Raw genomic sequence first — 25,798 nt, 5'->3', positions numbered from 1 at the left:
GGCCGTTTTTTATTGCCTGTGATTTATCTGATGAACCGCAAAAACCCTTGTAGGAGTGAGCCCGCTCGCGATAGAGGTCTTACATTCAATACTGGTGTCGGCTGACACGCCGCTATCGCGAGCAGGCTCACTCCTACAAGGACGGTGGTGGGTTCGGGGGATTTGTCTGTAGTCGAAGGCGCCAATTATCGTGGGGTTTTCAGCAATATATGTAGGGCGAATCTGAATTTCCCGTCACCCATCCAAGACCCCTTGCCCCTGATGCAGAATCGCCCGCCCTCATTTCGCAGAGAGACATCGGATGTTCGCGCCTGCCAATCAACCGCGTTTCACGTTGACCCTAGAAGGCGCCCAGCATGACCTCAAAGTCCTTGAGTTCACGGGCAAGGAAGCCATCAGCCAACCTTTTCGCTTCGAGCTGGAACTGGTCAGCGAGCGGCCGGACCTGGACCTCGAAAGCCTGCTGCACGGTCAGGCGTTTCTCAGTCTTGATGCTCGGGGCAGTGGTATCCACGGTCAGATTTATCAGGTCGGGCAGGGTGATTCCGGGAAGCGTCTGACACGCTACCACCTGAGCCTCGTCCCGCGTCTGACCTATTTGGGGCATCGCATCAACCAGCGAATTTTCCAGCATCAGAGCGTGCCGCAAATTGTCACGCAAATCCTCAAGGACCATTCGATTCTGCGCGATGCCTTCGAATTTCGCCTTGGCAGCGAATACCCGCAGCGCGAGTACTGCGTGCAATACGCAGAAAGCGATCTGGCTTTCATTCAGCGCCTGTGTGCCGAAGTCGGCATTCATTACCACTTTCAACACAGGCCCGAAGGCCATCTGCTGGTGTTTGGCGACGACCAGACGGTATTCCCGAGACTGCCCGAGTCGACTCTGTATCTGCCGGGCAGCGGCATGTCGGCTGGCGCCCCGGCAATCCAGCGTTTCAACGTGCGGGTGGAAACGCGCACCAGTGTCGTCACCCGGCGCGACTACAACTTCAAAAAGCCGCGCCTGTCTCTGGAAAGTCGCAGCGATGGCGAGCAGCGTCCGGTGCTGGAGGACTACCACTTTCCCGGCCAATTCAACGATCGCGAAACCGGCAAGCATCTGGCACGGCGAGCGCTGGAGCGGCACGTGGCCGATTACCGGCAGGCCGAAGGCAGCAGCGACGAATCTTCGTTGGTCTGCGGACATTTCCTGCAACTCAGCGGGCATCCGCGCAGCGACTGGAACGATTTATGGCTGCTCACTGGCGTCGAGCACCGGGGGCGTCAGCCGCAGGTGCTGGAGGAGTCGGTGACCAGCGATGGCGAGTCCTTTCAGGGTTACCGCAATACCTTTGTGGCCACGCCGTGGGACGTGTTCTTCCGACCGGCATTGGCACCGGAAAAACCGCGCATGTCGGGTTACCAGCCCGCCGTGGTCACCGGCCCGAAAGACCTGGAAATCCATTGCGATGAGTACGGTCGGGTGAAAGTGCAATTGGCCTGGGACCGTGACGGTGAACTGAACGAACACTCCAGTTGCTGGCTGCGCGTCGCCAGCGGCTGGGCGCACGATCACTACGGCAGTGTGCTGATTCCGCGGGTGGGCATGGAGGTGCTGGTCGGCTTTATCGATGGCGATGCCGACAAGCCACTGGTGATGGGTTGCCTGCCCAACGCCGCGACGCCGGTGCCACTGGATCTGCCGGCAGACAAGACCCGCAGCGTCTTGCGCAGCCAGAGCAGCCCCGGCGGAGGCGGCTACAACGAGCTGCGCATCGAAGACAAAAAAGGTGCCGAGGAAATCTACCTGCGCGCCCAGCGCAACTGGACGCAGCATGTGCTGAATGATCAGCAGGTGCAGGTCGATAACCAGCGCAGCATCGTTGTCACGGGGCTTGCCCGGCATGAACTCAGGGCCGATGAGCAACGCATCACCCACGGCCAGCGCCAGACCGAAGTCAGGCAGGATGACCATTTGTCTGTGCTCGGCGACCAGCAGGTTCGGGTGAACAGCCAAGCCACCAGTGCCTCGGCGCAGATCCATATCAGCGCTGGTCAGCAAGTGGTGATCGACGGTGGCGCGAGCGCGACGATTCAGGCCGGTGGACAGTGGATCAATATCGGCCCCGGCGGAATTTTCAGCAGCGTGCCGATTCAGGTGGGTGGTGCGCCAATGGCGGCAATGGGCGCGGCGCCAGTGGTGCCTGGCCTTCCGGACAAACTGGCGGCGGCGCCTGCGGCGATTCTCACCGCTGCGCAAATCATGAGTTTCAAGGGCGATGCGCCATTTTGTGAAGAGTGCGAGCGCTGCAAGGACGGTGTTTGTGCAGCCTGAGCGACTACTACCCTCGGCATGGCTGGCGCTTGAGCCGTTGAAGGCATCCGAGCAGCTGTTCGCGATTTTCAGCAACGCCAGCGAGGCCGGCGCATTTCAAGCCTGGCGAGGCGCGGCGAGCCCGGTCTGGACTGATACGATTTACGCCGAGTGGGAGGCAGTGATGCCCTATGTGGGAATGGTCACCGCTGACAGTGAATTTCTCGATTGGGTTGAGACGACCGAGTCCCGTGACTGGGGTTGGCTGGCGGTGTCTTCGGCGGGGCTTGAAGCGATAGTCGAACACTTTCGCAGCCTGACGCAGGTGCTGATGCCAGACGGGAAGGCGGTGTTTTTTCGCTTTTGGGACGGCCGGTTTTTGCTGTCCATCCTGCACTCCGACGCGGTCGATCCGGCGCAATTGTTGCCGGTAATCGCGCGCGGACTGATCAATGCTCAGGCCGTTGAAGTCGGGGGCAGGGCGCTGGTCTCGACGCGGACATTTCCCTGGTGGCGGGTCCCCGAAACGGTTCTGGCCGCGACGGCGGAAAACGCACAGATCGGCAATGCGCTGCAGTGGTTGGGCGAAGAGCATCCGGCGCTGTTTGAGGCGTTACCCAAGCCGGTGCTGCGCTGCAAGATCAGACGTTTCTTTCAGATTGCAGCGTCGGAAGAATCTTCATCGTCAGCGCTGTTGGACTTTTTGCTGGCAGAGTCATCGTGAGATTTCCGGGCGAAGGCCACGGACGATTCCTTCAAACCGCGGCGGTTTTCATAAACGGGTGAGTGATGGGTTGCAGGGATATCTTTTCGTTGCCACCGCGACTGGGTTTGCAGGGGGCGGTCCAGGGGGGCTTTTGTCCGCTCAGCCGCCAACCCCTGACTTGCCGCCCGGTAAAAGGTAAACTTTGCGGCCCTCGCAGGAGCAGCCATGAATTATCGTCACGCCTTCCATGCCGGCAATCACGCCGATGTGTTCAAACACCTGACCTTGACCCGCCTCATCGCCCTGATGTCGCGCAAGGAGCAGCCGTTTGCTTATCTCGACAGCCACGCGGGCATTGGCCTGTATGACTTGCAGGGCGATCAGGCCAATCGCACCGGCGAATACCTGGAAGGCATCGCGCGGCTATGGGATCAGCCGGACCTGCCGGCGCTGACCGCCGACTACATGAAGGTGCTGCACGACATGAACCCGGATGGCCAGTTGCGCTATTACCCGGGTTCCCCGGAGCTGGCGCGGCGTCTGACCCGGCCGCAGGATCGGGTGATGCTCAACGAGAAGCACCCGGAAGACGGCGTGCTGCTCAAAGACAACATGGCCGGCGATCGTCGGGTGAAAGTTCATCTGGGCGAAGGCTGGCATGTGGCGCGGGCGATGTTGCCGGTGCAGGAAAAGCGCGCGGTGATGCTGATTGATCCACCGTTTGAACAGCTCGACGAGATGCAACGTTGTGCGGCGTCGATGAAAGAAGCCATCGGGCGCATGCGTCAAACCGTGGCGGCAATCTGGTATCCGGTCAAGGATCAACGTGCGTTGCGGCGTTTCTATCAGGACCTGGCTGGCACGGGCGCACCGAAGTTGCTGCGCGTGGAATTGCTGGTGCATCCGCTGGACACGCCCAACAGCCTGAACGGTTCGGGCCTGGCGATTGCCAATCCGCCGTGGGGGCTGGAGGAAGAATTGCGTGAGCTGCTGCCGTGGTTGTCGAAGAAACTGGGGCAGACTCAGGGCGGCTGGCAGATGGATTGGTTGATTGCCGAGAGCTGATCAACAGCAAGATCAAAAGACCGTCCGATCGCGGCCCGAGCCTTCGGCAGCTCCTGCATAGGAGCGTGATCGTTCCCACGCTCCGCGTGGGAATGCAGCCCGGGACGCTCCGCGTCCCAACAGCGGACGCAGAGCGTCCCTTGAGGCATTCCCACGCAGAGCGTGGGAACGATCAGTCGGCGCTAGTTGGCTGCCAGGCTCGCTGGCATGCACACACCGGTACCGCCAATCCCGCAGTACCCTTCAGGATTTTTCGCCAGATACTGTTGGTGATAGGCCTCGGCGAAGTACACGGTCGGTGCCTGGTCGATCTCGGTGCTGATTTCACCCAGGCCGGCCTTCAGCAGTTCAGCCTGATACACGTCTTTGCTCTTCAGCGCGGCGTCCAGTTGCTCCGGGCTGGTCGCGTAGATTACCGAGCGGTACTGCGTGCCGATGTCGTTGCCCTGGCGCATGCCCTGGGTCGGGTTGTGCAGTTCCCAGAACATCGCCAGCAGCTCTTCGTAACTGACCTTGGCCTTGTCATACACCACCAGTACCACTTCGGCGTGGCCGGTCAGGCCCGAGCAGACTTCTTCGTAGGTCGGGTTCGGTGTGAAGCCGCCGGCGTAACCGACGACCGTGCTGACCACGCCTTCGCGCTGCCAGAAGCGCCGTTCCGCACCCCAGAAGCAGCCAAGACCGAAGATTGCAAAGTCGACGTCCTGAAAAAACGGGCCGAGCAGTGGAGTGTCTTTGAAGAAAAAGTGTTTTTCCGGCAGGACCATCGGGGTTTCGCGACCGGGCAGGGCTTGTTCTTTGGTTGGAAGCACGTTTTTGTTCACCAGGATTTCCGAGCGCAGAACCATGAGCGTTCCTCTCAGTCAGGTTGGGGGTAAAAAGTCAGACCGCCAGTGTGCCGAATGATGCCGCACTAATCACTACTCAAAAAATATGGATATAACCCTTGTGGGAGCGGGCTTGCTCGCGAAAGTGGTGTGTCAGTGGCTGCATCCACTGAATGACACCGCTTTCGCGAGCAAGCCCGCTCCCACAGAGGCGTTCATCAAATTGGAATTTGAGGTGTTTCAGAGGCAAAGCGGCCCGCGCGGATAGCGCTTGAGCGCCTGGATCAGTTCGGCACCGGGAATCGGTCGGTCGAAGAGGTAGCCCTGGCCGACGTCGCAACGATGCCGGCGCAGAAAGGCCAGTTGCTCGGCGGTCTCGATGCCTTCGGCCACGACCTTGAGTTTGAGGTTGTGGGCCATGGCGATCACGGCGGAGGTGATTTCCATGTCGTCCTGGTTGTCGGGGATTTCGTGGATAAAGCTGCGATCGATCTTGATGATGTCGATGGGGAATTTTTTCAGATAGCTCAGCGACGAGTAACCGGTACCGAAGTCGTCCATGGCCAGGGTCAGGCCCAGACGCTTGAGCTGGTCGAGCTGCAAGTGCGTGTCTTCGGTGGCTTCCAGCAGCAGGCCTTCGGTCAGCTCCAGTTCCAGCAGTTTTGCCGGCAGCGCTTCTTCCTTGAGGATGTTGGCGATGGAGGCGACCAGGTCAGGGTCGGAGAACTGTTTTGGCGACAGATTGATCGCCACTTGCAGGTTGCCCAGGCCGGCGGCGGTCAGGGCTTTGCTCATGCGGCAGGCCTGACGCGCGATCCACTTGCCGATCGGAATGATCAGACCGGTCTCTTCAGCAACGCTGATGAACTGGTCCGGGCGGATCATGCCACGCTCCGGGTGATTCCAGCGCAGCAGCGCCTCCATGCCCAGCAGGCGCCCACTGCGCAGGCACAGCTTGGGCTGATAGAACACGTCCAGTTCGTTCTGCGTCAGGGCGCGGCGCAGGTTGTTCTCGACGAACAGTTTGTAACTGGCCTCGGCGTTCAATGCTTCGGTGAATACCTGCACCTGATGCTTGCCGTTGGCCTTGGCCTTGTGCAGTGCCAGACCGGCGTTGCGCATCAGGGTTTGCGGATCGCGCCCGTGCAGGGGTGCGCAGGCCAGGCCCACGGAGCCGGTGACACTGATCAACTGATTGTCGACGAACATCGGCTTGTCGAGGGTCATCAGCAACTGGCTGGCGATCTGTTGGCCGGCCTCAAGGCCGGTATTGTCGAGCAGCACGGCGAACTCGTTACTGGCGAAGCGGGCAAGGCTGCCGCTCGGGCTGAGGCTGTTGCGCAGACGCCGGGCCAGGCTGATCAACAGCTTGTCGCCGGTCTGGTGGCCGAGGCTGTCGTTGATCCGCTTGAAGTTGTCGATGTCCACCAGCAACAGGCTGATCGGCGTGTCGCTGTCACGGGCGAAACGCTCGTCCAGGTTGCGGATAAACGCCGGGCGGTTACCGAGGTTGGTCAGGTTGTCGGTGTAGGCCAGGCGCTCGATACGCTGTTGCGCCAGTTTGGTCTGGGTGATGTCTTCGTAGATGCCGATGTAATGCGTCAGTTCGCGGTTGTCACCGTAGACCTTGGAGATCGACAGCTGGCCCCAGTACGGTTCGAGATTCTTGCGTCGGCTTTTGAATTCGCCCTGCCAACTGTTGCTCTGCGCCAGCGCCGAGGGCGCGTCGAACAGCAACTCGCTAAGGTTTTCCAGAGCCGGCAGCTCGGACAGGCGCTGGCCGTGAACTTCTTCGGTGGTGTATTGGGTGATCGCGGTGAAGCTCGGGTTGACGTATTCGACCACGCCGTCGCAATTGACCAGCAAAAAGGCGTTGGCACTTTGCTCGACTGCGCGCTGGAACAAGTGCAGGGCACTGGTGGCAGTGCGGCGGTTGTGGTTGTTGATCACTTGCGCGAACTGGTCGGCCAGTTCACCGGCAAAGGCAATTTCGTCGGACTGCCAGGCGCGGGTCACACCGGTCTGCTCCAGGCACAGCACGCCGACAACCTGCCCGTCGACGCGGATGCTCGCATCGAGCATGGCATTGACGTCACGCGAGCGCATTGCCTCAGCCATCTCGCGGGTGCGCGGGTCATGCAAGGCGTTGTGGGCATCGATGGCGCGGCTACTGTGCAGCGCTTCCATGTAGTCAGGGAAGCCGCTGATGTCGATGGCGTCTGGCAGGATGTATTCCTGGGTCGCCCGATGGTAGGCCGAGATCGGCAGCAAGTGCTGGCCTTCGAGATTCCACAGGCTGGCTGAGTCGATCTCATAGATATCGCAGGCGCAGCGGGTGATCAGTTCGGCGGCTTCTTGCAGCGAATTGTGAGTGCTGTAGCGCTGCCGGGCGAGTAGTAGAATCAAGTCTTGCTGGGCGCGCACGCGTTCCAGATGTTGCAGTTGTTCCTGCTGGGCGCGCTGGTTCAGCTCCAGCGCGATCTGCAGGCGGGAATTCTGGGTTTCCAGGTCGACCGATGGCAAGGTCGGCGCGTCGTCGTACACGTCATCGACCGCCAGCAAATAGCCGCGCAGCAAGTGCCGGTTGTGTTGTCGGTACGCTTCGCCGAGTTCCAGGATGCTCAAGGCCCCGGCCACGGTGTGCAGCGTGTAGCGCACCAGATAGTGGGGGCTGGTAGTCAATTGCTGCTGGATGGCGTCGTGCAGTTGATAGCGCGCTTCGGGCTCCATGAGGCTGGCGTAGGGCGAACCGACCAGTGCGCACAATTCCACGGCCGGCTGACCGAACTGGCGTTCGCAGTTGGGATCGAGGAACAGCATCGCCCAGCTTGCTTCATTCAAGCGCTCGAAACGCAGCATGCCGAGCCGCGAGGGCACAGGCAACTGCGTCACTACCTCGGCCGCCATACGGCTGGCGGCATCGGGTTGGCTTTTCATCAAGGAAACTCGCTTGGAAATATGCTGAACGCGCCGGGCTCTCGCCCTCTTTACTGTTGCCTGCGGCAAGGTTGCATCATTGCGGCACTGACTGACAAGAGAGATGAAGGCCAAGTGCTATAAGAATATGTCGGCTGCAACAAACATTTCTCCAGCGGGTGTCAGAAAAGATCAAATGATCGCAGCCTTCGGCAGCCCCGACAGGGAACGCATACCTATGTAGAAGCTGCCGAAGGCTGCGATTTTTTGGGTTTCAGCGCAGTTTCAGCGTGATCGACTGCAGCGGTTTGCCATCGCGATCATGGTAATTCACCACAATCCGGTCAGCATCGACGACCACGTGCGCAAAGTTGTCCTCACTCACCACCTTACTGGTCAACTCCTGCAGATAATCCCCCGCCGCCGTGCGCGCCAGAGGTTTATCAAGGATGAACGTTGACGCCTTGGCATAGGGCAACAGCTTGCTGTTGCACAGCGGTGAAGAGACGATGGTGTGAACTTCGAAATCCGGGTCGTTGCTGTGAGTCAGGCGACTGGTGAGCGAGCCGTGAACATCGCCCGAGACGAACACGACGTTCTTGATCCGCCGGGTACGGATGGTTTCCAGCAGGCGCAGACGTTGCTCGGGAAAGCTCTTCCAGGCGTCGTTGCCGTCGAGTTTGCGATCCGGATAGAACATCACGCTGGTTACCACAAACTTGACGCGCGCAGGGCTGTTTATCAGCCATTTGAGCAGCGCCTGTTCCTGTTCTGCATCCAGAACGCGTCGGTCATCGGCCGACAAGTTACGCCGCGTGCGGCTGTCGGTGACAAACCATTCGATATCACCGTCGCTGAACTGATACCAGTAATGATCAAGTTTGGCATGGTTTATCTGGCCAGTAGAAGTTAGTTCATGGGCCGGGCTGTGGCTGACCTGATACAACTCGTAGGCGGCCATGGCATTGCGATACAAGTCGCTGTCGGACTTGCTTGCGTTGGCCGGCCAGTTGTCTTCGATTTCATGATCGTCGAGGATCATGTAAGTCGATGTGCCGGACATCAGGCGTTGGATGTTGGGTTGTGAAAAGGCTGCCCGGTATTTTGCAAGTATGTCTTTGTATTCCCGGTCCGGGGCAATCACGTTCAAGTCGTCAACATAGATTTGATCGCCGGTCATCAATGTTGCGCTGATCGGCGGTTGTGCGCCTTCAATCAATTGGTTGATCGAAGCGAATATACGGTCGCCCAGTTGCGGCAGCGAGGCGATGCCGGCGGTCATGCGCAAATAGCGGCACGATCCGACTATGTAAGCTCTGGATTGCACGGGCTTAGTGGAACGTGTGCGCAGGCGGTAGGTTTCCCGTGGCCACTGCAGGGGCAACTCTGCGACGCTGTCCTTGGTATGTACCGGACTCATCGGGCTGAACCAGCCTGTCTGGTATTCGTATTCGGTATCGCTACTCAAGTTGTTGAGCGCGAAAACATCGGACATATCACGCCGTTCACTGAGCTGCACGAAAACAGGCTTTGCCCATTGTGTTGTTCCGTATGTGCGATAACGCAGGGCGGCAAATACCAGTGCGTTGTGTTGTGAATTACCGCGAATAAATATTCGCGCGTGGTTAGTTGTAACGTGGCCGATGATCGGGCCAATGGTCGGTTTTAACATGTCGAATCCATTCGAATGAAGGCTGAATAAAGTTAAAGTTTTTGCGCGGCATTGTTAGTTGGCTTTGCTGTTTAAGGTTAGTTGTGTGGCGAATAAAAATATTGGCGTGAAGTTGACGCAGCTTGTGGCCGATGTCAGCGCTACTTGTGGGAAATATGCGGGGTGGTTTTCTTCAGGCAAAAAAAAGCCCCGCCAAACTGACGGGGTTGAGGTACGAGCGTGTGGCGCTCGAAAGGGTGCAGCAAACGGCCCTCCGTGGCTGGAGGGCCGTTTGAGTTACAGCAGGATCGTGCGGATGTCGCCCAACAGGCTGCCCAGACGCTGGGTGAAGCGTGCTGCTGCTGCACCATTGATCACGCGGTGATCGTAGGACAGCGACAATGGCAGCATCAGCTTCGGCTGAAAGGCTTTGCCATCCCAGACAGGCTGGATGGTAGCCTTGGAAACACCGAGGATCGCCACTTCCGGCGCGTTGACGATCGGCGTGAAGCCGGTGCCGCCAATGTGACCGAGGCTGGAAATGGTGAAACAGGCGCCTTGCATCTCGTCCGAGGACAGCTTCTTGGTGCGGGCTTTCTCAGCCAGCGAAGCCGCTTCGGCCGCCAGTTGCAGCAGGCTCTTCTGGTCGACGTTCTTGATGACCGGTACGAGCAGGCCATCCGGGGTGTCGACGGCGAAGCCGATGTTCACGTATTTCTTGCGGATGATCGCCTTGCCGCTTGGTGCCAGCGAACTGTTGAAGTCCGGCAATTCCTTGAGCAAATGCGCGCAGGTCTTGAGCAGCAGCGGCAGGATGGTCAGTTTGACGCCAGCCTTCTCGGCCACGGCTTTTTGCGCGACACGGAAGGCTTCCAGCTCGGTGATATCTGCCGAGTCGAATTGCGTCACGTGTGGCACGTTCAGCCAGCTGCGGTGCAGGTTGGCCGCGCCGACCTGCATCAGGCGGGTCATCGGCACTTCTTCGATTTCGCCGAAACGGCTGAAGTCGACGACCGGGATCGGCGGGATGCCCGCGCCACCGGTAGCGCCAGCAGCGGCCGGTGCTTCCTTGGCCTTCTGCATCATTGCCTTGACGTAAACCTGCACGTCTTCTTTCAGGATGCGACCGTGCGGACCGCTGGCGCCGACGGCGCTCAGCTCGACGCCGAACTCACGGGCCAGTTGACGCACGGCGGGGCCGGCGTGAACTTTCGCGCCTGGCTTGGCCGGTGCAGCGGCTGGAGCGGCGGCGGCAGCCGGTGCAGCCGGAGCAGCAGCGGCAGGGGCCGGAGCGCTTGGCGCAGCCGCTGGAGCCGGGGCAGCAGCAGGTGCCGCGCCTTTGACTTTCAGCTTCAGAATCAGATCGCCGGTGCCCACTTCGTCATCCAGCTTGATCGAAACGCTTTCGACCACGCCGGCGGCAGGCGATGGAATTTCCATGCTCGCCTTGTCGGATTCCAGGGTGATCAGCGACTGGTCGGCTTCGACGGTATCGCCCGCCTTGACCAGCACTTCGATGATCTTCGCCTTGCCTGCCGAACCGATGTCCGGGACATGAATGTCCTGAACAGTGTCAGCGGCCGGCGCGGCCGGAGCCGCCGCCGGGGCTGGCGCAGCGGCAGCAGCAGGCGCGGCAGCCTGAGCCGGAGCGGCAGCAGCAGGGGCCGCAGCACCTGCCACTTCCAGATCCAGAATCAGGTCGCCGGTGCCGACTTCGTCGTTGAGCTTGACGCTGATGGCCTTGACCACGCCAGCGGCAGGCGACGGGATTTCCATGCTCGCCTTGTCGGATTCAAGCGTGATCAGCGATTGGTCAGCCTCGACGGTGTCGCCGACCTTGACTTGTATCTCGATGATCTGCGCCTTGCCCGACGAACCGATGTCCGGCACATGCACTTGCTGTACCGAAGCGGCAGCAGGAGCAGCGGCGGGTGCGGCGGCAGCAGGTGCGGCAGCAGGTTTTTCTTCAGTTTTGGCGGCTGGCGCAGCAGCGGGGGCCGGGGCGGCTTCAGCGGCGCCCTCGACTTCCAGCTCCAGCAGTTCGTCGCCTTCTTTCAAGCGGTCGCCCAGCTTCACTTTCAGGCTCTTGATGACGCCGGCCTTCGGGGCGGGCACTTCCATGCTGGCCTTGTCCGATTCCAGGGTCAGGATGCTCTGATCGGCTTCGATACGGTCGCCGACCTTCACAAACAGTTCAATTACTTCACCTTCACCGCTGCCGATGTCAGGTACGCGAATGAGTTCGCTCACAAAATGTCTCCTCAGCAGTCCAGTGGGTTGCGTTTTTCCGGGTCGATGCCGAACTTGACGATGGCCTCGGCCACCACTTTAGGTTCGATATCACCACGGTCAGCCAGTGCTTCCAGGGCTGCCAACACCACGAAATGACGGTCGACTTCGAAGAAATGACGCAGTTTCTTGCGGCTGTCGCTGCGGCCGAAACCGTCGGTGCCCAAGACTTTGAATTCCTTGGACGGAACCCACTGACGGATCTGCTCGGCGAACAGTTTCATGTAGTCGGTAGAGGCGATGACCGGGCCTTTACGGCCGTTCAGGCACTCTTCGACGTAGCTCAGCTTAGGCTTCTGGCCAGGCTTGAGACGGTTGCTGCGCTCTACGGCCAGGCCGTCACGACGCAGTTCGTTGAAGCTGGTAACACTCCACACGTCAGCGCCGACGTTGAACTCTTCACGCAGGATCTTCGCCGCTTCACGCACTTCGCGCAGGATGGTGCCGGAGCCCATCAACTGAACGTGGTGCGCCGCATCGCGAGTGTCTTCTTCGAGCAGATACATGCCTTTCTTGATGCCTTCTTCGGCACCGGCCGGCATGGCTGGCTGCTGGTACGACTCGTTCATCACGGTGATGTAATAGAAGATGTCCTGTTGCTCTTCGGTCATCTTCTTCATGCCGTCCTGAATGATCACCGCCAGCTCGTAGCCGTAGGTCGGATCGTAGGTGCGGCAGTTCGGGATGGTCGCGGCCAGCAGGTGGCTGTGACCGTCTTCGTGCTGCAGGCCTTCACCGTTCAGGGTGGTACGGCCGGCGGTGCCGCCGATCAGGAAGCCACGGGTACGGCTGTCGCCAGCGGCCCAGGCTAGATCGCCGATCCGCTGGAAGCCGAACATCGAATAGAAGATGTAGAACGGCAGCATCGGCTGGTTGTGGCTGGAGTACGAAGTACCGGCAGCGATGAACGAGCTCATGGCGCCCGCTTCGTTGATGCCTTCTTCAAGGATCTGACCTTTCTGGTCTTCCTTGTAGAACATCACCTGGTCTTTATCGACTGGCTCGTAGAGCTGGCCGACGGAGGAGTAGATGCCCAGCTGGCGGAACATGCCTTCCATACCGAAGGTACGGGCTTCGTCCGGGATGATCGGAACGATGCGCGGGCCGATTTCCTTGTCCTTGACCAGTTGCGCAAGGATCCGCACGAAGGCCATGGTGGTGGAGATTTCGCGGTCGCCCGAGCCATCGAGGATGGCCTTGAGGGTGTCCAGATCCGGGGTCGGTACGCTGAAGCTCTGTGCGCGGCGCTGAGGCACGAAACCGCCCAGGGCAGCACGACGCTCGGCGAGGTAACGGCCTTCGGCGCTGTTCGGCTCCGGCTTGAAGAACGGCAGGTTCTCCAGCTCTTCGTCCTTGACCGGAATGTCGAAGCGGTCGCGGAACAGCTTCAGGCTCTCGACGTCAACCTTCTTGGTGTTGTGCGCAGTGTTTTTCGCTTCGCCGGCACCGGTGCCATAACCCTTGATGGTCTTGGCGAGGATGACGGTCGGTTGTTCTTTGTGGTTGACCGCTTCGTGGTACGCCGCGTAGACCTTGTACGGGTCGTGGCCGCCACGGTTGAGTTTCCAGATCTCGTCGTCGGACAAGTCTGCAACCATCGCCTTGAGTTCAGGCGTGTTGAAGAAGTGCTCACGCACGAACGCGCCGTCTTTGGCTTTGTAGTTCTGGTACTCGCCGTCGATGACTTCGTCCATGCGGCGTTGCAGGATACCGTCGACGTCTTTGGCCAGCAGTGGGTCCCAGAAACGGCCCCAGATGACTTTGGTCACGTTCCACTGGGCACCGCGGAACACGCCTTCGAGTTCTTGGATGATCTTGCCGTTGCCGCGAACCGGGCCGTCGAGGCGCTGCAGGTTGCAGTTGATGACGAAAATCAGGTTGTCCAGCTTCTCGCGGCCGGCCAGGGAGATCGCGCCCAGGGATTCCGGCTCGTCGCACTCGCCATCGCCCAGGAAGCACCAGACTTTCTGTTTGCCCGGCTGGATGAAACCGCGGTGTTCCAGGTACTTCATGAAGCGCGCCTGGTAGATCGCCTGGATCGGACCCAGACCCATCGATACGGTCGGGAACTGCCAGAAATCAGGCATCAGCCAAGGGTGCGGGTAGGACGACAGGCCCTGACCGTCGACTTCCTGGCGGAAGTTGTTCATCTGGTCTTCAGTGATGCGGCCTTCCATGAATGCACGGGCGTAAACGCCTGGCGAGGTGTGGCCCTGGAAGTAGATCAGGTCGCCGCCGTGTTCGTCGGTCGGGGCCTGGAAGAAGTAGTTGAAGCCGATGTCATACAGGGTCGCACTGGAAGCGAAGCTGGAGATGTGACCGCCCAGGTCCGAATCTCGCAGGTTTGTGCGCATTACCATGGCCATCGCGTTCCAGCGTACCAGCGAGCGAATGCGGCGTTCCATGAACAGGTCGCCAGGCATGCGTGCTTCGTGGGTCACGGGGATCGTGTTGCGGTAAGGCGTGGTGATGGCGTAAGGGAGCTGCGAACCGCTGCGGGTCGCCAGTTCACCCATACGGGTCATCAGATAGTGAGCACGGTCTTCGCCTTCTTTGTCGAGAACCGATTCCAGGGCGTCCAGCCATTCCTGGGTTTCGACGGGATCGAGGTCTTGCATGGCTTGCTCCAGGGCGGAAAGGCTTCCAGAATCGGTTGCCTGAGTTTGCGACTGGCCTTGTGGGCAGACGATTTAAAATTCTTGGATTGCCGACAGGTTGTTCCGGCGGCGTGTAGTTTTACTACAAATCTTCCGGCATTTCAGCCTTTCGAATGTATAGACGAGTAGTAAAACTACAGATGAAAGGCTTGTGGCCTCCGACTGCGTTGTGAGAATAATCGTTAAGGTGGGTCGATTTCCATCCGAATAAGGTGAAAGTTTGATGCTGAATGCTAAAGAAGAAGAAATTTCAGCTATTTCTAACTTTTGTTCGACAGTCCTTCGCGTAGCGGGTTTTCATCATTCACTACAAGCGGCCATTTACACGCCGATCAAGGATAGACCATGACCCTGCCCGTGCTTGCCGAACTGCCCGCCATCCTCTTGCCGTTGGTCAGCCGATCCGAGCAGTCGTTCCGTACGGCTGTCGCCTCACTGGAGAACGATCATGGCCTGTCGAGCTGGACGCCGGAGCGCTGGGCGCAGTTCGCCCGCGTCACCGCCGCCAGCGAGTTTGTCATTGAACAGAGCGTTCGTGACCCTTTGATGTTGCTCTCGCTGGTGCAGTCCGGCGAACTCGACCGGGCCTTCGCGCCGGGTGAGCTGTGTGCTCAGATTGCCGCCGCGGTGAACGCCGCGCAAAGCGAGGATGAGCTCGGCCGTGCCTTGCGTCGTCAGCGCGCCCGGCATCAGGTGCGGATCATCTGGCGCGACCTGACGCGTCAGGCCGATCTGGTGCAGACCTGCCGCGATCTCTCGGACATGGCCGACGCCTGCATTGATCAAGCCTATCAGTGGCTGTACAGCCGCCATTGTGAACAATTCGGTACGCCGACCGGCCGCCGCAGCGGTCTGCCCCAGCCCATGGTCATCCTCGGCATGGGCAAGCTGGGCGCGGTCGAGTTGAATCTGTCCTCGGACATCGACCTGATCTTCGCCTACCCCGAGGGCGGCGAAACCGTCGGCGTGAAACGTTCGCTGGATAATCAGGAGTTTTTCATCCGCCTCGGTCAACGCCTGATCAAGGCGCTGGACCCGATGACCGTCGACGGCTTCGTCTTCCGTGTCGACATGCGCCTGCGTCCGTACGGCTCGTCCGGTGCGCTGGTGCTCAGCTTCAATGCGCTGGAGCAGTATTACCAGGATCAGGGTCGCGACTGGGAACGCTATGCGATGATCAAGGCGCGTGTGGTCGCCGGCGATCAGGTGGCCGGTGCCCAGTTGCTGGAGATGCTGCGGCCGTTCGTTTATCGGCGCTATCTGGACTTCTCGGCGATCGAAGCGCTGCGCACCATGAAGCAATTGATCCAGCAGGAAGTGCGGCGCAAAGGCATGGCCGACAACATCAAGCTGGGCTCCGGTGGCATTCGTGAAGTCGAGTTCATCGCCCAGGCGTTCCAGTTGATTCACGGTGGTCGCGATCTGAGCCTGCAACAGCGCCCTCTATTAAAGGTGCTGAGTACGCTGGAAGGGCAGGGCTATTTGCCGCCGGCGGTGGTCAGTGAATTGCGCGAGGGTTATGAGTTCCTGCGTTACACCGAACACGCCATCCAGGCCATCGCCGACCGTCAGACCCAGATGCTGCCGGAGGGCGCGCAGGATCAGGCGCGGATTGCTTTCATGCTTGGCTTCGCCGACTGGGAGGCTTTTCATGAAAAGCTCATGTATTGGCGCGGTCGTGTCGCCTGGCATTTCGCCCAGGTGATTGCTGATCCCGACGAGGACGAAGGCGCCGCAAGCGAAGTGGTGGTGGGCGGCGAATGGCTGCCGCTGTGGGAGGAGGCGCAGGACGAAGAGGCCGCGTGCCGTCAGTTGCAGGAGGGCGGTTTTGCCGATGCGAGCAAAGCCCTGAAGGCGCTGGCCGGTTTGCGCGGCAGTCCGCAATTGCGCGCGATGCAGCGTCTGGGGCGCGAGCGGCTCGACGCCTTCATCCCGCGCCTGATCGCGCAAGCGGTGGAGCATGCCAATCCGGATCTGGTGCTTGAGCGCGTGTTGCCGTTAGTGGAAGCGGTGGCGCGGCGTTCGGCCTATCTCGTGCTGCTGACAGAAAATCCCGGTGCGCTGCGCCGCTTGCTGACGCTGTGCGCGGCGAGTCCGTGGATCGCCGAGCAGATCACCCGCTTCCCGTTGCTGCTTGACGAATTGCTCAACGAAGGCCGCCTGTTCAAGCCGCCGTTGGCGCCGGAGCTTGCGGCAGAACTGCGCGAGCGATTGACACGGATCCCTGAAGACGACCTTGAACAGCAGATGGAAGCCCTGCGCCATTTCAAACTGGCACACCGCTTACGGGTCGCCGCCTCGGAAATTGCCGGCAGCCTGCCGCTGATGAAGGTCAGCGATTACCTGACCTGGCTGGCCGAGGCCATCCTTGAGCAAGTGCTGGCGCTGGCCTGGCGCCAGACCGTGGCCAAGTACGGCACGCCGTTGCGCACTGACGGTACGCTGTGCGATCCCGGCTTCATCATTGTCGGTTATGGCAAAGTCGGCGGGCTGGAACTGGGGCACGGTTCGGATCTGGATCTGGTGTTCATTCACGATGGCGATCCGCAGGCAGAAACCGACGGGCCGAAGTCGATCGATGGTGCGCAGTTCTTCACCCGACTGGGTCAGCGGATCATTCATTTGCTGACGGCACAGACCAACTCCGGCCAGCTCTACGAAGTGGACATGCGCTTGCGGCCCTCCGGTGCGGCGGGGTTGTTGGTGAGTTCCCTCGGCGCGTTTGCCCGCTATCAGGAAAATGAAGCGTGGACGTGGGAGCATCAGGCCCTGGTGCGCGCGCGGGTGCTGGTTGGCAGTGCCGATGTCGGCCAGGCCTTCGAGAAAGTCCGTGCGCAGGTATTGGGCAAGGCGCGTGATCTGGCGACGTTGCAGCAGGAAGTCAGCGAAATGCGCGCGAAGATGCGCGATAACCTTGGCACCCGGAGCACCGCGGCCGGGACCGCGGCAAATGCCTTCGAGGCCACCGCGCCCTTCGACCTCAAGCAGGACGCCGGAGGTATCGTCGATATTGAATTTATGGTGCAATACGCGGCTCTGGCATGGTCGCAAAGTCATCCGCCATTGCTACGCTGGACCGATAACATCCGCATTCTGGAAGAGCTGGAACACCAAGGGCTGATGCCCGCCGAAGATGCCGGCTTGTTGCGCGAGGCCTACAAAGCCTACCGCTCAGCCGCCCACCGGCAGGCATTGCAGAAGGATGCCGGGGTGATCCCGGGCGACCAGTTTGCCGAAGAACGCCGCCAGGTCATGCGAATCTGGCGGGAGATGGGGCTGGGCTGAAACCGGTTTATGCAGCACCCAACACCCTGTAGGAGTGAGCCTGCCCGCGAAGACGGAGTGCCAGGCGACATCGATGTTGGATGTGCCAGCCCTTTCGCGAGCAAGCCCGCTCCCACAGTGGATCTGCGCTGGACGGCAGATGTGTGAGTGAATGCAAAACCCTGTAGAAGTGAGCCTGCTCGCGAAGACGGAGTGCCAGGCGACATCGATGTTGGATGTGCCGGCCCTTTCGCGAGCAAGCCCGCTCCCACAGTGAATCTGCGCTGAATGGCAGATGTGTGAGTGAATGCAAAACCCTGTAGGAGTGAGCCTGCTCGCGAAGACGGAGTGTCAGACGACACTGATGTCGGATGTGATGGCGTCATCGCGAGCAAGCCCGCTCCCACAGTGAATCTGCGCTGAATGGCAGATGTATGAGTGAATGCAAAACCCTGTGGGAGCGGGCTTGCCCGCGAAGACGGAGTGTCAGACGACATTGATGCTGGATGTGCCGGCCCTTTCGCGAGCAGGCTCGCTCCCACAGTGGATCTGCGCTGGACGGCAGATATGTGAGTGAATGCAAAACCCTGTAGGAGTGAGCCTGCCCGCGAAGACGGAGTGCCAGGCGACATCGATGTTGGATGTGCCGGCCCTTTCGCGAGCAAGCCCGCTCCCGCAGTGGATCTGCGCTGAATGGCAGATGTGGAAGTGAATGCAAAACCCTGTGGGAGCGGGCTTGCCCGCGAAGGCGGAGTGTAGGCGACACTGATGTTGGATGTGTCGGCCCTTTCGCGAGCAAGCCCGCTCCCGCAGTGGATCTGCGCTGAATGGCAGATGTGGAAGTGAATGCAAAACCCTGTGGGAGCGGGCTTGCCCGCGAAGGCGGGTTGTCGGACGGCAGAAATGTTGAATGGATAGGCCCTTTCGCGAGCAGCCCGCTCCCATAGTCGATCTACAATGTTTGTAGAATTCTCGAGGCGGGGAGGCGTAAAAGCCTCCCCGGTTCGTTTTTGGAAAGCACATGAATATTCTGATCGTTGGGCCCAGTTGGGTCGGTGACATGGTGATGGCGCAGACATTGTTTCAGTGTCTCAAACAGCGCCACCCGCAATGCGAAATCGACGTGCTGGCCCCCGAGTGGAGCCGGCCGATCCTTGAGCGCATGCCTGAAGTGCGCAGGGCCTTGAGCTTCCCGCTCGGCCACGGTGCGCTCGAATTGGCGACCCGTCGGCGTATCGGCAAGTCTCTGGCCGGCCAGTACGATCAGGCGATCCTGCTGCCTAACTCGCTGAAGTCGGCGCTGGTGCCGTTTTTCGCCGGCATCCCGAAACGTACTGGCTGGCGCGGCGAGTTCCGCTATGGCCTGCTCAATGACGTGCGCACCCTCGACAAAGAACGTTATCCATTGATGATCGAGCGCTTCATGGCCCTGGCCTACGAGCCGAACGTCGAGCTGCCCAAACCCTATCCGCGCCCGAGCCTGCAGATCGACCCGGTGACCCGCGAAGCCGCGCTGAGCAAGTTCGGTCTGACCCTCGACCGGCCGGTGTTGGCCCTGTGCCCCGGTGCCGAGTTCGGCGAGTCCAAGCGCTGGCCGTCCGAGCATTACGCCAAAGTCGCCGAAGCGCGCATCCGCGAAGGCTGGCAGGTGTGGCTGTTTGGCTCGAAAAATGATCACGCGGTGGGCGAAGACATCCGCGCACGGCTGATTCCCGGTCTGCGTGAAGAGTCGGTCAACCTCAGCGGCGACACCTCGCTGGCCGAAGCCATCGACCTGCTGTCCTGCGCTGATTCAGTGGTCTCCAACGACTCCGGCCTGATGCACGTCGCCGCCGCATTGAACCGTCCGCTGGTCGCCGTCTACGGCTCGACCTCGCCGGGCTTCACGCCGCCGCTGGCCGAACATGTCGAGGTCGTTCGGCTGGGTATCGAATGCAGTCCCTGCTTCGACCGGACCTGCCGTTTCGGCCATTACAACTGCCTGCGCCAGCTGATGCCGGACGCGGTCAATGATGCCTTGCAGAAGTTGCAAGGCTCCGTGGTCGAGGTTCATTAACTTGCGGGTACTGTTGATCAAGACTTCATCGCTGGGCGACGTGATTCACGCGCTGCCAGCGCTGACCGACGCCGCCCGGGCGATCCCCGGAATCAAGTTCGACTGGGTTGTGGAAGAAGGCTTCGGCGAAATCCCGACGTGGCACCCGGCCGTCGATAAAGTCATTCCGGTGGCGATCCGTCGCTGGCGCAAGAACCTTTGGAAGACGCTTACCAGCGGCGAGTGGAAACGCTTCAAGCAAAGCGTGCGCACCAATCGATACGATCTGGTGATCGATGCCCAGGGCCTGCTGAAAAGCGCCTGGCTGACTCGCTACGTCAAGGCCCCGGTTGCCGGCCTCGATAAAGGTTCGGCCCGCGAGCCGATGGCTGCACGTTTCTACGACCGCAAACTGGCCGTGGCCCGTGGGCAGCACGCCGTCGAGCGCGTGCGCCAGTTGTTCGCCATTGCGCTGGGCTATGACTTGCCCAAAGGTCTCGGCGATTACGGCCTCAACGTCGAGCGCCTGGTCGAGCTGCCGCGCAAGAGCGCCTTCGTCGTGTTCCTCCATGGCACCACCTGGGACAGCAAGCACTGGCCGGAAGCCTACTGGCGCGAACTGACTGAACGCGTCGGCTATCTCGGCGTGGGCGTCAAGCTGCCGTGGGGCAACCCGCAGGAAAAAGCCCGTGCCGAACGCATAGCCGCGGGTTTCAAGCACGCCGAAGTGCTGCCAAAACTGAATCTGGCCGGCGTCGGCAAAGTCCTCGCCGGCGCGCAAGCCTGCGTAGCGGTGGACACCGGTCTCGGCCATCTGGCTGCGGCGCTGGACGTGCCGACCATCTCGCTGTTCGGCCCGACCAACCCGGGTCTGACCGGAGCTTACGGCAAGTTGCAGATTCACTTGGGCAGCGACTTCCCGTGTGCACCGTGCCTGCAAAAGAAATGCACCTATCAACCGACTGCGCAGGATGCCCGTCAGTTTGACCTCAAGCGTGAGCAGCCGTTGTGCTTCACGCGTGTAAACCCCGAGCGTGTCGCCAGCCGACTGAGCACGTTGTTAATGGCTGAGGAGCTGCGCTGATGCAATTGGCATTCGTCCTGTACAAATATTTCCCGTTCGGTGGCTTGCAGCGCGACTTTATGCGCATCGCCCTTGAATGCCAGAAACGCGGCCACCAGATTCGTGTGTACACGCTGATCTGGGAGGGCGATGTACCGCCCGGTTTCGAAGTGCTGGTGGCGCCGGTCAAGGCATTCTTCAATCACCGTCGCAATGAAAAACTCAGTGCCTGGATGGCGGCGGATCTGGCCAGGCGCCCGGTGGACCGCCTGATCGGCTTCAACAAGATGCCAGGCCTGGACGTCTACTACGCCGCCGACGGCTGCTTCGAAGACAAGGCGCAGAACCTGCGCAATTCGCTGTACCGTCGCTGGGGCCGTTATCGCCACTTCGCCGAGTATGAGCGCGCGGTGTTCGCCAAAGATGCGAAGACCGAAGTGCTGATGATTTCCGAAGTGCAGCAGCCGCTGTTCATCAAGCACTACGGCACGCCGCTTGAGCGCTTCCATCTGCTGCCGCCGGGCATTGCCCAGGATCGTCGTCGTCCGGCGGATGCCGATGAGATTCGCGCCGGTTTTCGCGCTGAATTCAATCTGAAGGATGACGAGCTGCTGCTGGTGCAGATCGGCTCCGGGTTCAAGACCAAGGGTGTCGATCGCAGCCTGAAAGCACTGGCGGCATTGCCAGCCGAATTGCGAAAACGCACCCGGCTGTTTGTAATCGGCCAAGATGACCCCAAATTATTCCAGATGCAGAGTGCAACGTTGGGTTTGGGCGACAATGTGACCTTCCTCAAGGGACGCAGCGATATCCCGCGTTTTCTGTTGGGCGCCGATCTGCTGATTCATCCTGCGTACAACGAAAACACCGGTACGGTGCTGCTTGAAGCGCTGGTCGCCGGCTTGCCGGTATTGGTCAGCGCGGTCTGCGGTTACGCCCATTACATTGCCGAGGCGGACGCAGGGCGAGTGCTGGACGAACCGTTCGAGCAGGCGCAACTGACCCGATATCTGGGCGAGATGTTGAGCGACGACGCTGCCCGCGCAGCGTGGAGCCGCAACGGCCTGGCCTTCGTCGAGACGGCCGACCTCTACAGCATGCCGCAGCACGCGGCCGATGTGATTCTGGCGGAGCGCGCTTAATGAAGTTGATGCTGGCTGAACCGTTCAAGAGCCTTTGGGCCGGACGCGACCCGTTCGCCGAAGTCGAAGGCTTGCAGGGCGAGGTATACCGCGAGCTGGAAGCGCGCCGGACACTGCGCACGGAAGTCGAGGGCAACGGATTTTTCGTCAAGATCCACCGTGGCATCGGCTGGGGCGAGATCTTCAAGAACCTGCTTACCGCCAAGCTGCCGGTGCTCGGCGCCGGCCAGGAGTGGAAGGCCATTCAACGCCTGCAGGAAGCCGGCGTACCGACCATGACCGCTGTCGCCTACGGCGAGAAGGGCAGCAACCCGGCGGATCAGCACTCGTTCATCGTTACCGAAGAGCTGGCGCCCACCATCAGCCTCGAAGATTTCAGTATCGACTGGGTCAGGCAGCCGCCCGAGCCGACGCTCAAGCGCGCACTGATCGCCGAGGTCGCGCGCATGACCGGCATGATGCATCGCGCCGGCGTCAATCACCGCGACTGCTACATCTGCCACTTCCTGCTGCACACCGACAAACCGGTTGCCGCGGATGACTTCAAGCTCTCGGTGATTGACTTGCACCGCGCCCAGACCCGTCCGGCCATTACCCGGCGCTGGCGCGACAAGGACCTGGCGGCGTTGTATTTTTCCGCGCTGGACATCGGCTTGACCCGCCGCGACAAGCTGCGCTTTCTCAAGGGCTACTTCCAGCAACCGCTACGCCAGATCCTGGCTGAAGAAGCGCCGCTGCTGCGCTGGCTGGAAGGCAAGGCCAGCAAGTTGTATGCGCGCAAGCAGCGTTACGGGGATGCGCTCTGATGGCGGGTTGGACGCTTGAGCCGCAGTACCGTGAACTCGCCGAAGACTTCGGCAGCCTCGACGCCGTGTTTGCCTTGCAGGGCGAGCGCCTGACCCGTGATCCGCTGTCGGAAGTCATCCGGGTGCAGCGCAACGGCGTCAATTATTACGTCAAGCGCTACGTCGGCGCCGGCAAAGGCCTGCGTCGTTACTTGGGCAAGCCGCGGGTGAAGATGGAGTGGCAGAACCTCAAGCGGTTTGCCAAGTGGGGCATTCCCACCGCTGAAGTGGTGGCGTGGGGGCTTGAACGACGCGGTGCGGCGTACGACCGTGGGGCGATGATAACGCGCGAATTGCCGCGTACCGAGGACCTCTCGGCGCTGGCCGAGCGCAAGGATCCCAAGCTCAAGGACCGCGCCTGGGTCGACGGCATCAGTCAGCAACTGGCCGGTTATACCCGGACAATGCATGACCAGCGCTTTACCCATAACGACTTGAAGTGGCGCAATCTGTTGATCGACGATCAGGCGCAACTGTTTCTGATCGATTGCCCGAACGGCGATTTCTGGCGGGGCTTCTGGCTCAAGTACCGGATCACCAAGGATCTGGCGTGTCTCGACAAAGTCGCCAAATATCACCTGTCCAACACCCAGCGTTTGCGTTTCTACCTGCAATACCGCCAGTGTGACCGGCTCAATGCAGCCGACAAGAAACGCATTCGGCACGTGGTGAGATTTTTCGAGGGACGAGAATGACTGATTTTCTGGCCGCTGAAGATCGCGCGTTGCTCGAGCGCCACGGCCTCGACACCTTCGATGCGCTGTGGGCCCGGCAACTGGAGGCGGTCGATGAGCCGAATACCGATGGCGGCGGCTGGAGCAGCGTGTTTCGTCTTGAACTCGAAGGCCGTGCCTTCTATCTCAAGCGCCAGTGCAATTACCTGACCCGCACCTTGCACGCGCCCTTCGGCGAGCCGACTTTTGCCCGAGAGTTTCGCAATATCAGCCGCTATCGCGAGCTGGGCATACCCGCGTTGCAGGCGGTGTTTTTTGGCCAGCGCAAGATCAAGGGCGAAGTCCGTGCGGTTCTCCTGACCCGGGCGCTGGACGGTTGGGACGACCTCGACTCGCTGCTGCAACGCTGGTCGAGTCTGACCGTGGCGCAGCACTCGGCCGTGCTCAAAGCCTGCGGGCAACTGGCGCGACTGCTCCATGGCCGGCGTCAGGTGCACGGTTGCTTCTATCCCAAGCACATCTTCATGCAGGCCACAGGCGATCACTATCGGGCGCAGTTGATCGACCTGGAAAAAAACCGCCCGCTGCTGTTCGGCCAGCGTGACCGGGTCAGGGACCTGGAGCCGCTGGTGCGGCGTGCGCCGCAGTGGAGCCATGCGCAACTGCGCGAATTGTTGGCCGCTTATCTCGACCAGCCGGCGGACAGTTCGCTGGTTGATAGCTGGCTTGTGCGCATGACGGCACGCCGCAGTCACAAGGAGACGCGTTGATGCAGTTGTCCGACCTGAAAAACGCCGGACGCACACCGTCGTTGCCGCTGACGGTGTCGCTGGCCGATGCGGCCGGCAGCGCCGATCTGCAACTGTTGACACTGTTGCGAGTCCTGCCGGGGCAGCGCTACGTGGGGGCTGGGGTGTGGCGCGGCCGGCCGGTGTTGGCCAAGTTGCTGGTCGGCAGCAAAGCGGCGCGGCATTTTCAGCGCGAGCTCGAAGGCGTCAAGTTGCTCGCAGCCCAAGGCATGACAACGCCGTTGCTGTTGGCCGATGGCTTGCGGGACGGAGAGGGTGGCTGGCTGCTTTTTGAGTTCCTTGAAGACGCCGAAAGCCTCGGTGATGCCTGGGCGATGGTCGAGGCGCTGCCGGCGCTGGCTGACGAGCAAGCCGCCGTGTTGGCCGAAGCGCTGGATGCCATCGGCCGACTGCACGGCAAAGGTCTCTGGCAGGAAGACTTACACCTGGACAATCTGCTGCGTCACGGTGGTCAGTTGTACCTGATCGACGGTGCCGGGATTCGCGCCGAGACGGCGGGCCAGCCATTGTCCCGGCAAAAAGTCCTGGAAAACCTCGGTGTGTTCTTTGCCCAGTTGCCCAAGTCGCTTGAACCGTTTACCGAAGAATTGCTGGTGTATTACCTGTTGAGCAACAGCGAGCATGCATTGCCACTGGAAGCCCTGCAGAAGCAGATCGACAAGGTGCGCAGTTGGCGCCTGAAGGATTATCTGATCAAGGTTGGCCGGGAATGCACCTTGTTCGCGGTTCAGCGCGGTGCATTTGGCCTGCGTGCCATTCGCCGCGAGGAAGAGCCGGCGATGCTGCCCGTACTCGAACAGGTCGATACATTGCTCGAGCAGGGGCACCTGTACAAGACGGGGGGCGCGGCCAGTGTCGGCAGGGTTCAGGCGGACGGTCGGACGCTGCTGGTCAAGCGCTACAACATCAAGGGTTTCGCTCATTGGCTCAAACGCTTCTGGCGCCCGAGTCGGGCCTGGCATTCGTGGCGTGAAGGCAATCGCCTGGCGTTCCTCGGCATCGCCACGCCAAAACCGTTGGCTGTGCTCGAAAAACGCTTTTTGTGGTTGCGCGGTCGCGCCTATCTGGTGACCGAGTTCTTGCCCGGGCCGGACATTATCGAACGCTTTGCTCCGTACGTGGACAATGGCCAGGCGCCAGAAGCCGAGCTGCAGGCGCTGGATCAGCTGTTTGCGCGATTGATTGCCGAGCGCATCAGTCACGGTGATTTCAAGGGGCACAACCTGTTCTGGCAGAACGATCGCTGGGCGCTGATTGATCTGGACTCGATGTGTCAGCACGGTTCTATCGGCAGTTTCGCCCCGGCGTACGCCCGCGACCGTGCGCGATTCATGCGTAACTGGCCTGAAACCAGCGCGCTGTACCAAGTCATCGATCAGCGCTTGCCAAAAACAGCCTCCAGCCCTGAGTGAATCAGGCTCGCTCCCTCGCGGCATTCTCTTTTGCGCGAGCGAGCCTGCTCGCGAAAAAATGCCAAACGCACTGAACCTTGCTGCTGGCAGTAAGTAGCGGACAAGTACCGGAGACTTTTCCTACTGCCTCTGCAGAAGCCATGAACT

At 60.6% G+C, this 25,798-nt stretch carries 16 protein-coding genes; 11 read left to right on the top strand and 5 right to left on the bottom strand.

The annotated features are described in order from the left end of the window. The first annotated feature begins 301 nt into the window (after window positions 1–301). The 3 genes from tssI (at window position 302) to HU739_RS15270 (ending at window position 4,067) form a co-directional block, all read left to right on the top strand. On the top strand, window positions 302–2,317 hold the full coding sequence (tssI, locus tag HU739_RS15280) for a type VI secretion system Vgr family protein (RefSeq protein WP_186549443.1): 2,016 nt from the start codon (window positions 302–304) through the stop codon (window positions 2,315–2,317). Beyond that, a complete protein-coding gene (locus HU739_RS15275; RefSeq protein WP_186549442.1) occupies window positions 2,307–3,020 on the top strand; it encodes a DUF4123 domain-containing protein in 714 nt (237 codons plus the stop codon). Before tssI ends, HU739_RS15275 begins: the two co-directional genes overlap by 11 nt. A 207-nt stretch (window positions 3,021–3,227) precedes the next feature. Further along, on the top strand, window positions 3,228–4,067 hold the full coding sequence (locus HU739_RS15270) for a 23S rRNA (adenine(2030)-N(6))-methyltransferase RlmJ (protein ID WP_166218667.1): 840 nt from the start codon (window positions 3,228–3,230) through the stop codon (window positions 4,065–4,067). Window positions 4,068–4,249: 182 nt separating this feature from the next. Here HU739_RS15270 and msrA read toward each other — a convergent pair whose 3' ends face one another. The 5 genes from msrA to aceE all read right to left on the bottom strand — a co-directional run bounded on the left by msrA (window position 4,250) and on the right by aceE (window position 14,368). Next, window positions 4,250–4,915 (bottom strand): peptide-methionine (S)-S-oxide reductase MsrA, encoded by a 666-nt coding sequence (gene msrA / locus HU739_RS15265; protein ID WP_186549441.1) that lies wholly within the window; start codon window positions 4,913–4,915, stop codon window positions 4,250–4,252. Window positions 4,916–5,134: 219 nt separating this feature from the next. Next, window positions 5,135–7,831 (bottom strand): putative bifunctional diguanylate cyclase/phosphodiesterase, encoded by a 2,697-nt coding sequence (locus HU739_RS15260; RefSeq protein WP_186549440.1) that lies wholly within the window; start codon window positions 7,829–7,831, stop codon window positions 5,135–5,137. A 253-nt stretch (window positions 7,832–8,084) separates the two neighbouring features. Beyond that, window positions 8,085–9,482, bottom strand: coding sequence for an alkaline phosphatase D family protein (locus HU739_RS15255; RefSeq protein WP_186549439.1), 1,398 nt, complete (start codon window positions 9,480–9,482; stop codon window positions 8,085–8,087). A 276-nt stretch (window positions 9,483–9,758) separates the two neighbouring features. Next, the gene (gene aceF, locus HU739_RS15250; RefSeq protein ID WP_186549438.1) at window positions 9,759–11,711 is read right to left on the bottom strand and encodes a dihydrolipoyllysine-residue acetyltransferase; all 1,953 of its coding nucleotides are present in this window, start codon (window positions 11,709–11,711) and stop codon (window positions 9,759–9,761) included. An 11-nt stretch (window positions 11,712–11,722) separates the two neighbouring features. Then, window positions 11,723–14,368: a pyruvate dehydrogenase (acetyl-transferring), homodimeric type gene (aceE, locus tag HU739_RS15245; protein WP_186549437.1), complete on the bottom strand. Its 2,646-nt coding sequence runs from the start codon at window positions 14,366–14,368 to the stop codon at window positions 11,723–11,725. Between the two features lie 384 nt (window positions 14,369–14,752). Here aceE and glnE point away from each other — a divergent pair, with 384 nt between their 5' ends. The 8 genes from glnE to HU739_RS15205 all read left to right on the top strand — a co-directional run bounded on the left by glnE (window position 14,753) and on the right by HU739_RS15205 (window position 25,651). Beyond that, entirely contained in the window at window positions 14,753–17,692 is a 2,940-nt protein-coding gene (glnE, locus tag HU739_RS15240) for a bifunctional [glutamate--ammonia ligase]-adenylyl-L-tyrosine phosphorylase/[glutamate--ammonia-ligase] adenylyltransferase (RefSeq protein ID WP_186549436.1), read from the top strand. A gap of 1,000 nt (window positions 17,693–18,692) precedes the next feature. After that, a complete protein-coding gene (gene waaF / locus HU739_RS15235) occupies window positions 18,693–19,727 on the top strand; it encodes a lipopolysaccharide heptosyltransferase II (RefSeq protein ID WP_186549435.1) in 1,035 nt (344 codons plus the stop codon). A gap of 1 nt (window position 19,728) precedes the next feature. Next, complete coding sequence (gene waaC, locus HU739_RS15230; protein ID WP_186549434.1) at window positions 19,729–20,790, top strand: lipopolysaccharide heptosyltransferase I; 1,062 nt, start codon at window positions 19,729–19,731, stop codon at window positions 20,788–20,790. Then, window positions 20,790–21,911 (top strand): glycosyltransferase family 4 protein, encoded by a 1,122-nt coding sequence (locus tag HU739_RS15225; RefSeq protein ID WP_186549433.1) that lies wholly within the window; start codon window positions 20,790–20,792, stop codon window positions 21,909–21,911. The genes waaC and HU739_RS15225 overlap by 1 nt, the downstream gene beginning before the upstream one ends. Further along, on the top strand, window positions 21,911–22,717 hold the full coding sequence (gene rfaP / locus HU739_RS15220) for a lipopolysaccharide core heptose(I) kinase RfaP (protein WP_186549432.1): 807 nt from the start codon (window positions 21,911–21,913) through the stop codon (window positions 22,715–22,717). The genes HU739_RS15225 and rfaP overlap by 1 nt, the downstream gene beginning before the upstream one ends. Continuing rightward, the gene (locus tag HU739_RS15215) at window positions 22,717–23,451 is read left to right on the top strand and encodes a lipopolysaccharide kinase InaA family protein (RefSeq protein ID WP_186549430.1); all 735 of its coding nucleotides are present in this window, start codon (window positions 22,717–22,719) and stop codon (window positions 23,449–23,451) included. Before rfaP ends, HU739_RS15215 begins: the two co-directional genes overlap by 1 nt. After that, window positions 23,448–24,200 (top strand): lipopolysaccharide kinase InaA family protein, encoded by a 753-nt coding sequence (locus tag HU739_RS15210; RefSeq protein WP_186549428.1) that lies wholly within the window; start codon window positions 23,448–23,450, stop codon window positions 24,198–24,200. The genes HU739_RS15215 and HU739_RS15210 overlap by 4 nt, the downstream gene beginning before the upstream one ends. Continuing rightward, on the top strand, window positions 24,200–25,651 hold the full coding sequence (locus HU739_RS15205) for a lipopolysaccharide kinase InaA family protein (RefSeq protein WP_186549426.1): 1,452 nt from the start codon (window positions 24,200–24,202) through the stop codon (window positions 25,649–25,651). Before HU739_RS15210 ends, HU739_RS15205 begins: the two co-directional genes overlap by 1 nt. Window positions 25,652–25,798 lie beyond the last annotated feature (147 nt).

It is taken from the genome of Pseudomonas hamedanensis (assembly GCF_014268595.2).
GTDB classification, from domain to species: domain Bacteria; phylum Pseudomonadota; class Gammaproteobacteria; order Pseudomonadales; family Pseudomonadaceae; genus Aquipseudomonas; species Aquipseudomonas hamedanensis.
The sequence above is the reverse complement of the archived record's forward strand: the minus strand, read 5'-3'. Positions and strand labels throughout refer to the sequence as shown.

Excerpts from the sequence above, each read along its gene's own strand:
- HU739_RS15260 (WP_186549440.1), bottom strand. The coding sequence starts at position 7,831 with ATGAAAAGCCAACCCGATGCCGCCAGCCGTATGGCGGCCGAGGTAGTG.
- rfaP (WP_186549432.1), top strand. The coding sequence starts at position 21,911 with ATGAAGTTGATGCTGGCTGAACCGTTCAAGAGCCTTTGGGCCGGACGC.
- HU739_RS15215 (WP_186549430.1), top strand. The coding sequence starts at position 22,717 with ATGGCGGGTTGGACGCTTGAGCCGCAGTACCGTGAACTCGCCGAAGAC.
- HU739_RS15270 (WP_166218667.1), top strand. The coding sequence starts at position 3,228 with ATGAATTATCGTCACGCCTTCCATGCCGGCAATCACGCCGATGTGTTC.
- glnE (WP_186549436.1), top strand. The coding sequence starts at position 14,753 with ATGACCCTGCCCGTGCTTGCCGAACTGCCCGCCATCCTCTTGCCGTTG.
- tssI (WP_186549443.1), top strand. The coding sequence starts at position 302 with ATGTTCGCGCCTGCCAATCAACCGCGTTTCACGTTGACCCTAGAAGGC.
- HU739_RS15210 (WP_186549428.1), top strand. The coding sequence starts at position 23,448 with ATGACTGATTTTCTGGCCGCTGAAGATCGCGCGTTGCTCGAGCGCCAC.
- HU739_RS15255 (WP_186549439.1), bottom strand. The coding sequence starts at position 9,482 with ATGTTAAAACCGACCATTGGCCCGATCATCGGCCACGTTACAACTAAC.
- aceE (WP_186549437.1), bottom strand. The coding sequence starts at position 14,368 with ATGCAAGACCTCGATCCCGTCGAAACCCAGGAATGGCTGGACGCCCTG.
- HU739_RS15205 (WP_186549426.1), top strand. The coding sequence starts at position 24,200 with ATGCAGTTGTCCGACCTGAAAAACGCCGGACGCACACCGTCGTTGCCG.
- HU739_RS15225 (WP_186549433.1), top strand. The coding sequence starts at position 20,790 with ATGCAATTGGCATTCGTCCTGTACAAATATTTCCCGTTCGGTGGCTTG.
- msrA (WP_186549441.1), bottom strand. The coding sequence starts at position 4,915 with ATGGTTCTGCGCTCGGAAATCCTGGTGAACAAAAACGTGCTTCCAACC.
- waaF (WP_186549435.1), top strand. The coding sequence starts at position 18,693 with ATGAATATTCTGATCGTTGGGCCCAGTTGGGTCGGTGACATGGTGATG.